The organism is Streptomyces sp. NPDC051569 (genome assembly GCF_044454085.1).
Lineage (GTDB): Bacteria > Actinomycetota > Actinomycetes > Streptomycetales > Streptomycetaceae > Streptomyces.
Window position 1 is genome coordinate 185,050 of record NZ_JBITDJ010000008.1, and the last position, 9,099, is coordinate 194,148.

Below are 9,099 nucleotides of genomic sequence, written 5' to 3' on the forward strand. Positions count from 1 at the left end.
CCGCGTCGCGCAGCTCGGCAAGGACCCGGTCCGCTTCCCTCACGCAACACCTCAACCCGCTGCCGGGCACCTTGTTCCCGCTCCTCCAGCAAACCGACCACCGACGGCATCCCGGACCTCCACGACCAAGACGACACGACGTGTCCTGTCTGCCACAGAATCCGCCACACCATGTCTGACCAGCAGAAAGTCAGCGATCAAGTACGGAAAGACAACAGCTTCTGACCGGACCTGACCGGACCCGACGTGTACCGCCCGGGGTGTCAGGCGGGCAGCGCGCGCAGCGCCTCCAGCTGGTCCAGGAACCACCGCTGGGGCGGGAGCGCCGTCGCCGCCGCCGCCAGGCGCTTCGAGCGTTCCGCCCGTTCGCCCGGGGGCATGCTCAGCGCCTGGTGGAGGGCGGCGGCCGTGGCGCTGATGTCGTACGGGTTGACGACCAGGGCGTCCTCGCCGAGTTCCTCGTAGGCGCCCGCCTCGCGCGACAGGACCAGTGCGCAGCCGTTCTCGGCGACCAGGGGGATCTCCTTGGCCACCAGGTTCATGCCGTCGCGGATCGGGTTGACGAGCGCCACGTCCGCCAGCCGGTAGGCGGCCAGGGAACGCGCGAAGTCGTCCTTGACGTGGAGGACGACCGGGAGCCAGCCATCCGTGCCGAACTCGGCGTTGATCTCGTCCGCGACGCGCTGGACCTCGGCCGTGTAGTCGCGGTAGACCGCCAGGTCCTGCCGGGACGGGTAGGCGAAGGCGACATGGACGACCTGTTCGCGCCACTCGGGATGGTCCGCCAGCAGCTGCCGGTACGCCCGCATGCCCCGCACGATGTTCTTGGACAGCTCCGTCCGGTCGACGCGGACGATGACCTTCCGGTCGGTGCCGCCGATCTGTTCGCGCAGCGACACCAGCCGCTCGTCCACGTCGGGGCGGTGCGCGCGCTCGCGCAGGAAGTCGGCGTCCGCGCCCAGGCCGTGCACGCCGATCCTGGTGTTGCCGGTGCCGCCCAGCAGCTCCGTACAGCAGGCGGTGAACGCGTCCGCCCACCGGCGCGTCAGGAACGCCGCCCGGTCCGCGCCGAGGATGCCGCGCAGCAGCTGCCGCGCGATGTCGTCCGGCAGCAGCCGGAAGTAGTCGACCGGCGCCCACGGGGTGTGCGAGAAGTGCCCGATCCTCAGGTCGGGGCGGAGCGCCCGCAGCATCCCCGGTACCAGGGCCAGGTGGTAGTCCTGGATCAGGACGGCCGCGCCGTCTGCCGCCTCGTCGGCCAGCGCCTCGGCGAAGGCGCGGTTGTACGTCTCGTACGAAGCCCACTGCGCGCGGAACTCCGGCCCGAAGGCCGGTTCCAGCGGCGTCTGGTAGAGCAGATGGTGGACGAACCAGAGCGTGGAGTTGGCCACGCCGTTGTACGCGTCCGTGTACACATCGGGCGCGATCCCCAGCATCCTGACCCGCTGATCGCCCGTGTCGGCCTGGTCGAGCCTGCCGCCCGTGCGCCGGACCGCCTCCCGGTCACCCGCGCCGAGCGCCGCGCACACCCACACCGCGTCCGCGTCGGACCCGATGGCCGACAGCCCCGAGACGAGTCCGCCGCCGCCCCTCTTCGCCTCCAGCGCGCCGTCGTCACGCAGGGTGTACGAGACGGGGCCGCGGTTGGACGCGACGAGGACCTGGGCGGGGGTCCGTACGGGGACCTGGGCGGGCTGCTCGGAGACCATGTGCCGAACCTAGCCCGTAGCCGAAACGCTCAAACGTACGGACATGCCCGCGCTGGGGTGAGTCGTGCCTCACTCGTCACGCTGCGCGTGCCCCGCCGGGGCGGCGACCCGGCACCTGACCTGGAGACCGGTCGTCACGCCGCGCGCCCGGCCGTGTACTCGGCGATCTCCAGCATCGGCGGCCGCTCCTCCGTGTCCACCGCGTGCGTCCTCGGTACGAAACCGTCCTCGCCCCGCTCGAACTGCGTCAGCCGCGGCCTCACCAGATGTGCCCGGGACAGCCGCAGCTGAGCCGTACGGTAGATGGCCGCCGCCATCCGCCCCAGCGCCCGTTCGTCCTGGTGGCGGTGGACGCGCACCCCCACGTCGACCTGCGCCAGCGCGTCGAGCCCCTCCGTGTCCAGCGCGTCCACCAGCAGGCCCAGCTCCACGCCGTACCCCACAGGGAACGGCAGCCGCTCCAGCAGCGAGCGCCGCGCCGCGTACTCCCCGCCCAGCGGCTGGACGAAGCCCGCCAGCCTCGGCCAGTGCAGATTCAGCAGTGGCCGCGCCACCAGTTCGGTCACCCGGCCGCCCTGGCCGCCACCCGCCGTCCCCCCGGCGGCCCGGCTCAGCGGCCGGTCGTACATCGCCTTCACGAACCGCACGTCCTGGTCGGTCAGCAGCGGCCCCACGATCCCGGAGACGAAGTCCGCCGAGAACTCCCGCAGATCCGCGTCCACGAAGCACACGATGTCCCCGCTCGTCACCAGCAGCGACCGCCACAGCACCTCGCCCTTGCCGGGCAGCGCGGGCAGTCGCGGCAGGATCGTGTCCCGGTGCACCACGCGCGCGCCCGCCGCCGCGGCGACCCGCGCCGTACGGTCGGTCGAACCGGAATCGATCACCACCAGCTCATCGACGAGCGGCGCCTTCTCCATCAGCTCACGCCGGATCACCGAGACGATCTCGCCGACCGTCTCCTCCTCGTCCAGCGCCGGCAGCACCACGCTCACCGTGCTGCTTCGCATCGCCTTCGCCGCCAGGATCCGGTCGAGCGGGCGGTCGGCCACGGACCAGGAACGCCTGGTCAGCCAGCGTTCCACCTCTTCCAGCACGGTCGGCACTCCCTGCACGTGATCCATCTCGCGGTGCGGACGACCATCTCAACCGCCCGCTACTTCCGTTACAGTCTTGAACAACACGAATGGCTGCCGCATGCCGGGGGCCGTTACGTGGAAAAACGCACCGGACCCCAGGTCCGGCGCCATACCGCTCATCCAGAGGGGCAGAGGGAACGGCCCGTTGAAGCCCCGGCAACCATCCCGCCGACCGCGAGGTCACGGTGGGGAAGGTGCCAATTCCGTCTCGCGGCGAAGTGCGTCGCGAGGAAGATGAGGAGAAAGGGCCTCGCCTCCATGGCTGTGCAGACCGTCCACCACGAATCCGCCTCCGGCGCCGTCGATCTCGGACCCGCCGCCGCCCTCTCGTGCCGCGAATGCGGAGAGCGCTTCGGCCTCGGTCCCCTTTTCGCCTGCGCCTCCTGTTTCGGGCCGCTCGAAGTCGCGTACAACCTGCCGAGCGGGGGCCCCGAAGAGCTGAAGAAGCGCATCGCGGAGGGCCCCGACAACATCTGGCGCTACGCCCCGCTGCTGCCCGTCCCCGCCGACGTGGCCACGAAGCCGAACATCAACCCCGGCTTCACCAAGCTCGTCAAGGCCGACAACCTCGCCCGCGAACTCGGCATCACCGGCTCGCTCCACGTCAAGGACGACTCCGGCAACCCGACGCACTCCTTCAAGGACCGCGTCGTCGCCATCGCCGTCGAGGCCGCCCGCGCCTTCGGCTTCACCACTCTCTCCTGCTCCTCCACCGGCAACCTCGCCGGCGCCGTCGGCGCCGCCGCCGCCCGCGCCGGCTTCCGCTCCTGCGTGTTCATCCCGCACGACCTGGAGCAGGGCAAGGTCGTCATGGCCGCCGTGTACGGCGGTGAACTCGTCGGCATCGAGGGCAACTACGACGACGTCAACCGCTTCTGCTCGGAGCTCATCGGCGACCCGCTGGGCGAGGGCTGGGGCTTCGTCAACGTCAACCTCCGCCCGTACTACGGCGAGGGCTCCAAGACGCTCGCGTACGAGATCTGCGAGCAGCTCGGCTGGCGGCTGCCCGACCAGCTCGTCATCCCGATCGCCTCCGGATCGCAGCTCACGAAGATCGACAAGGGCCTGCAGGAACTGATCAAGCTCGGCCTGGTCGAGGACAAGCCGTACAAGATCTTCGGCGCCCAGGCCGAGGGCTGCTCCCCGGTGTCCACCGCCTTCAAGGCCGGGCACGACGTCGTACGGCCGCAGAAGCCCGACACCATCGCCAAGTCCCTGGCGATCGGAAACCCGGCCGACGGCCCGTACGTCCTGGACATCGCCCGCCGCACCGGCGGCGCTGTCGAGGACGTGAACGACGAGCAGATCGTCGACGCGATCAAGCTGCTGGCGCGCACCGAGGGGATCTTCGCGGAGACGGCGGGCGGCGTGACCGTCGGTGTCACGAAGAAGCTCATCGAGGCCGGACTCCTGGACCCGACGCTCACCACCGTGGTGCTCAACACGGGCGACGGTCTGAAGACGCTGGACGCCGTGGCGCCGACGACCGGGCCGACTGCCACGATCCCCGCGAGTCTCGACGCCTTCCGCGCCGCCGGCCTGGCCGGCTGACCACGCCGTCCCCGTCCGGCCCGCTCCGGGCCCGCGCCCTGCCGGGCGGCGGGCCCGCCGAGCACCACCGCCCACCACTGAAGGAAGGCACCCCACCATGAGCGTCAAGGTCCGCATCCCCACCATTCTCCGTACGTACACCGGTGGCCAGGCCGAGGTCCCGGCGGAGGGAGCGAACCTCTCCGAGGTCATCCAGTCCCTGGAGGCCGACCACCCGGGCATCGCGGCCCGTGTCCTGGACGACCAGGGCAAGCTGCGGCGCTTCGTGAACGTCTACGTGAACGACGACGACGTCCGCTTCGAGCAGGGCCTGGAGACCGCCACTCCCGAGGGCGCGGGCATCTCGATCATCCCCGCCGTCGCGGGCGGTTGCTGACACTCCGTAACTCCCACGGCCCTCTCCGCAAGCGAAGCGGAGGGGGCCGTTCTTTATGGTTGAGCGCGATAGAGTAAGGGAACGCCCCTCCGCTCCACGCGCCCAACGCCCGTGAGAACGCGACAAGATGGGGCCGAACTCCCGGTGCCGTTTGCGCTTTAGGTGCGCTTTGCCCGGCCCGACTTGCCCTGGAACGCAGTGAATTCATCGCTATGCGTGTTCAGCCATGCCCAGAATTCTCGTCCGATTGACCTGTTGCAGAGGGCAGTTGGGCAGATACATTCAGCCGCGGTCGACGCGTTCCGGCGCGAAGTATGGCCCCGCGCAAGGGCCAGTAATAGGGGAGTTAGGCATGGCTCAGGGCACCGTCAAGTGGTTCAACGCGGAGAAGGGCTACGGCTTCATCGCGGTCGACGGTGGTGCGGATGTTTTCGTCCACTACAGCGCGATCCAGATGGACGGTTACCGCACCCTTGAAGAAGGTCAGCGAGTGGAGTTCGAGATCTCGCAGGGCCAGAAGGGTCCGCAGGCGGACATGGTCAAGCTCGCCGTCTGATCCCGGCGCGATCGGCCACCGACGCACTCACGCCGAGGGGCCCGTATCCCAGAGATGGGATACGGGCCCCTCGTGCGTGCCCGGCGTGCGCGTGCCCCGCTGCCCGTGCCCGTGCGCGTGCCCCGCTGCCCGTGCCCGCGCGCCCGCGCGCCCGCGCGCCCGCGCGCCCGCGCGCCTGTGTCCTCGCTGCTCGCGGGTGCCCGGACCGGGTGCGGTGGGTGCCGTCCGGGCGGTCTCCGCGAGGGGCGGTCGCTCGCCGGAGACGCCGGAGGAGCTTGCACTCTCGGGGGTCGAGTGCTAATCATTGGCGTTAGCACTCTGCAAGTGAGAGTGACAACTTATGGACCGGGTCGGTGAGGCCCGAAGAGCCGGCGGGGCAAGGAACCGCATGGCTCTCAGGCCGTCCGTCGCGGGCGCCGACACGGTCCGGAGCAATCCACCCCAGTCCGGGAGGACCACTTCACATGGCTAAGATCATCGCGTTCGACGAGGAGGCACGGCGCGGTCTCGAGCGCGGGATGAACCAGCTCGCCGACGCCGTCAAGGTCACCCTTGGTCCCAAGGGCCGCAACGTCGTCCTCGAGAAGAAGTGGGGCGCCCCCACGATCACCAACGATGGTGTTTCCATCGCCAAGGAGATCGAGCTCGAGGACCCGTACGAGAAGATCGGCGCCGAGCTGGTCAAGGAAGTCGCCAAGAAGACGGACGACGTCGCCGGCGACGGTACGACCACCGCGACCGTGCTCGCCCAGGCGCTCGTCCGTGAGGGCCTGCGCAACGTGGCCGCCGGCGCCAACCCGATGGCCCTCAAGCGCGGCATCGAGAAGGCCGTCGAGGCCGTCTCCGGCGCCCTGCTGGAGCAGGCCAAGGACGTGGAGACCAAGGAGCAGATCGCTTCGACCGCCTCCATCTCCGCCGCTGACACCCAGATCGGCGAGCTCATCGCCGAGGCCATGGACAAGGTCGGCAAGGAAGGCGTCATCACCGTCGAGGAGTCCCAGACCTTCGGTCTGGAGCTGGAGCTCACCGAGGGTATGCGCTTCGACAAGGGCTACATCTCGGCGTACTTCGCCACCGACATGGAGCGCATGGAGTCGTCCCTCGACGACCCGTACCTCCTGATCGTCAACTCCAAGATCGGCAACGTGAAGGACCTCCTTCCGCTGCTCGAAAAGGTCATGCAGTCCGGCAAGCCGCTGCTGATCATCGCGGAGGACGTCGAGGGCGAGGCGCTGTCGACGCTGGTCGTCAACAAGATCCGTGGCACCTTCAAGTCCGTCGCCGTCAAGGCCCCGGGCTTCGGTGACCGCCGCAAGGCCATGCTCAACGACATCGCCATCCTCACCGGTGGAACGGTCATCTCCGAGGAGGTCGGTCTCAAGCTTGAGAACGCCGGCCTGGACCTGCTGGGCCGTGCCCGCAAGGTCGTCATCACCAAGGACGAGACCACCATCGTCGACGGTGCCGGTGACAGCGAGCAGGTCGCCGGTCGCGTCAAGCAGATCCGCGCCGAGATCGAGAACAGCGACTCGGACTACGACCGCGAGAAGCTCCAGGAGCGCCTCGCGAAGCTGGCCGGCGGCGTGGCCGTCATCAAGGCCGGCGCCGCGACCGAGGTCGAGCTCAAGGAGCGCAAGCACCGCATCGAGGACGCGGTGCGCAACGCCAAGGCCGCCGTCGAGGAGGGCATCGTCGCCGGTGGTGGCGTGGCTCTGCTCCAGGCTTCCTCGGTCTTCGAGAAGCTGGAGCTCTCGGGCGACGAGGCCACCGGTGCCGCGATCGTCAAGCTCGCGCTGGAGGCCCCGCTCAAGCAGATCGCCGTGAACGGTGGTCTTGAGGGTGGCGTCGTCGTCGAGAAGGTCCGCAACCTGACGGTCGGCCACGGCCTCAACGCCGCGACCGGCGAGTACGTCGACATGATCGCCGAGGGCATCATCGACCCCGCGAAGGTCACCCGCTCTGCCCTGCAGAACGCGGCCTCCATCGCGGCGCTGTTCCTCACGACCGAGGCCGTCATCGCCGACAAGCCCGAGAAGGCCGGCGCCGCCGGTGCTCCGGGTGGCATGCCGGGCGGTGACATGGACTTCTGATCGACCCCAGGCTCCGGCCGCCGGTTGATCAACCGTCCTGACCGAGGGCGGCACCTCCTCTCACGAGGGGGTGCCGCCCTCGGGCGTTTCAGCGCGCGTAGTCCTGGAGTTTTTCGGTGTCCAGGGTGATGGCAACGGGACTCGGGAGCTTGACCGTGGCGCCGTACGCGTGGGAGACGCGATTCCGGTAACGGCCCTTTTCCGGATCGGTGTACACCACGACCTGCTCGGCGTCCCGGTCGATCAGGAGGTAGACGGGGATGCCCGCAGCGGCATAGCCGTCCCGCTTCTCCACACGATCGTGGCGATCGGTGTCCCGGTCGTGCGACGTGACCTCGACGGTCATGAGGACCCCGTCGGCCGGAGCCCATTCGCTGTGCCCGGCGAAGTTGCCGACTTGCGTCAATGTGCCGTCCGGGCGGGCACGGCCGTTGCGATATGTCTCCACCATCAGCCCCTGCTCCGGATAGAGGCCCAGTTCCGGGCGCTGCTGGAGACACTGCCGCAGCAGCCACATGATGATCTCACCGTGGTCGCCGTCCGGCACGGGCTTGACCTCTAGCTTTCCGTTGATGAATTCGAGCGTGACCGTCTCGGGCGTATGACGAGCGATCGCCTCGAAGTCCTCGACGGACATCTGGCCGATGTGGGCGCTGGAGCTGGGGGTCATGGTGTCGCCTCCTCGCCTCCATGGTGCCCCGGGCTGGTGTCGGCGGATCAACTGAACCGTCACACGGGGGTCCTTTCCGGGGGGCGGGACGCCGCCGCGCGGGCCTCGGCGGCCAGTGCCCGGACCCGGTCCGGGGGCACCGGGGACGGGCCGCGTACGGGTGCGGGCTCGCCCCGGCACGGGCCGCACTCGCCGTCGAGCAGGGTCTCGGGGCGGCCCGGGGCGCAGCACGTGGCGCACTCCAGGATCCGCAGCGCGGGCCGGGGGGCGATGACCGGTTCCGGTGGGAGCTTCTCCTCCAGGCGCTTACGGGTGAAGGCCGCCGGGTGGTGGATGACGGAGGGCAGTCCGTTGGTGAGGGCGCGCAGCACCTGCCGTTCGGTGGCGCCCCGCTCGAACCAGGTGGCGGTGAGCGGTTCCAGCGCCGTGCAGTCGGCGGCGGACAGCGACAGCGCGGGGGCGGTCCGGCCGAGCGCGGCGAGCAGGATGTAGGCGCGGGAGCGGGTTTGCCTACGGGCGGACGCCCCGTCGTCGGGCGGTACGTCACCGGAGATGAACGCGGACCACCAGGCGTTCGTGCGTGCGGTCCGGGAGAACCACGTACGCGTCACCCAGCGCGCCCCGTCCTCCGTGAAGAGGTGTTCGCGGCCCCGCCGCAGATGGCCGGTGGCCTGGAGTGTCCGCAGCGCGGTGCGCAGTGCGCACTGGCCGTACGGAAGGGCCTTGGCGAGGGTCTTCACGGACATGTCCGAGCCGTCCCGCAGCCGGTCGATGAAGGCGGCGACGGCCGCCTCGCGGCGCGGCAGGTGGGCGAAGTCGGCGGAGCCCCTGGGCGGTTGATCCGGGGTCGAACGCTTGCCGTAGCCGGGGTTGGCCATCGGGTGAGAAGCCTGCGGAGATGCCGCGAGGTCGGGCGGAGCCGGGCGCGACGGGTCGGGGGCAGCACTAAACTGGGTGTCAGCCATCAGATCGCTTTCTCAAGTGGTCGATCTTGTTGGTCAGGCCCCC

Annotated in this window: 8 protein-coding genes and 1 riboswitch; of the genes, 4 read left to right on the plus strand and 4 right to left on the minus strand. The window is 69.7% G+C overall.

From position 1 onward, the window contains the following. Positions 1–263: 263 nt before the first annotated feature. On the minus strand, positions 264–1,709 hold the full coding sequence (locus ACIBAE_RS15565; RefSeq protein ID WP_399285305.1) for a trehalose-6-phosphate synthase: 1,446 nt from the start codon (positions 1,707–1,709) through the stop codon (positions 264–266). 134 nt (positions 1,710–1,843) lie between these two features. Continuing rightward, on the minus strand, positions 1,844–2,806 hold the full coding sequence (locus tag ACIBAE_RS15570; RefSeq protein ID WP_399285369.1) for a glucosyl-3-phosphoglycerate synthase: 963 nt from the start codon (positions 2,804–2,806) through the stop codon (positions 1,844–1,846). Between the two features lie 155 nt (positions 2,807–2,961). Then, positions 2,962–3,089, plus strand: a riboswitch (SAM riboswitch). Positions 3,090–3,106: 17 nt separating this feature from the next. Between ACIBAE_RS15570 and thrC the strand changes: the two genes are divergently transcribed. The 4 genes from thrC to groL all read left to right on the plus strand — a co-directional run bounded on the left by thrC (position 3,107) and on the right by groL (position 7,421). Further along, a complete protein-coding gene (gene thrC, locus ACIBAE_RS15575; RefSeq protein WP_399285306.1) occupies positions 3,107–4,399 on the plus strand; it encodes a threonine synthase in 1,293 nt (430 codons plus the stop codon). 97 nt (positions 4,400–4,496) lie between these two features. Beyond that, positions 4,497–4,775 (plus strand): MoaD/ThiS family protein, encoded by a 279-nt coding sequence (locus ACIBAE_RS15580; RefSeq protein ID WP_399285308.1) that lies wholly within the window; start codon positions 4,497–4,499, stop codon positions 4,773–4,775. 352 nt (positions 4,776–5,127) lie between these two features. After that, the gene (locus ACIBAE_RS15585; RefSeq protein WP_005315736.1) at positions 5,128–5,331 is read left to right on the plus strand and encodes a cold-shock protein; all 204 of its coding nucleotides are present in this window, start codon (positions 5,128–5,130) and stop codon (positions 5,329–5,331) included. 464 nt (positions 5,332–5,795) lie between these two features. Then, positions 5,796–7,421 carry a chaperonin GroEL gene (gene groL / locus ACIBAE_RS15590; protein WP_399285309.1) on the plus strand — a complete coding sequence of 542 codons (1,626 nt, stop codon included), beginning with the start codon at positions 5,796–5,798 and terminating at the stop codon, positions 7,419–7,421. Positions 7,422–7,509: 88 nt separating this feature from the next. Here groL and ACIBAE_RS15595 read toward each other — a convergent pair whose 3' ends face one another. Together ACIBAE_RS15595 and ACIBAE_RS15600 are read right to left on the minus strand one after the other, a co-directional pair. Beyond that, entirely contained in the window at positions 7,510–8,091 is a 582-nt protein-coding gene (locus tag ACIBAE_RS15595; protein WP_399285311.1) for a Uma2 family endonuclease, read from the minus strand. Between the two features lie 59 nt (positions 8,092–8,150). Continuing rightward, positions 8,151–9,056 carry a hypothetical protein gene (locus ACIBAE_RS15600; RefSeq protein WP_399285312.1) on the minus strand — a complete coding sequence of 302 codons (906 nt, stop codon included), beginning with the start codon at positions 9,054–9,056 and terminating at the stop codon, positions 8,151–8,153. Positions 9,057–9,099: the final 43 nt, after the last annotated feature.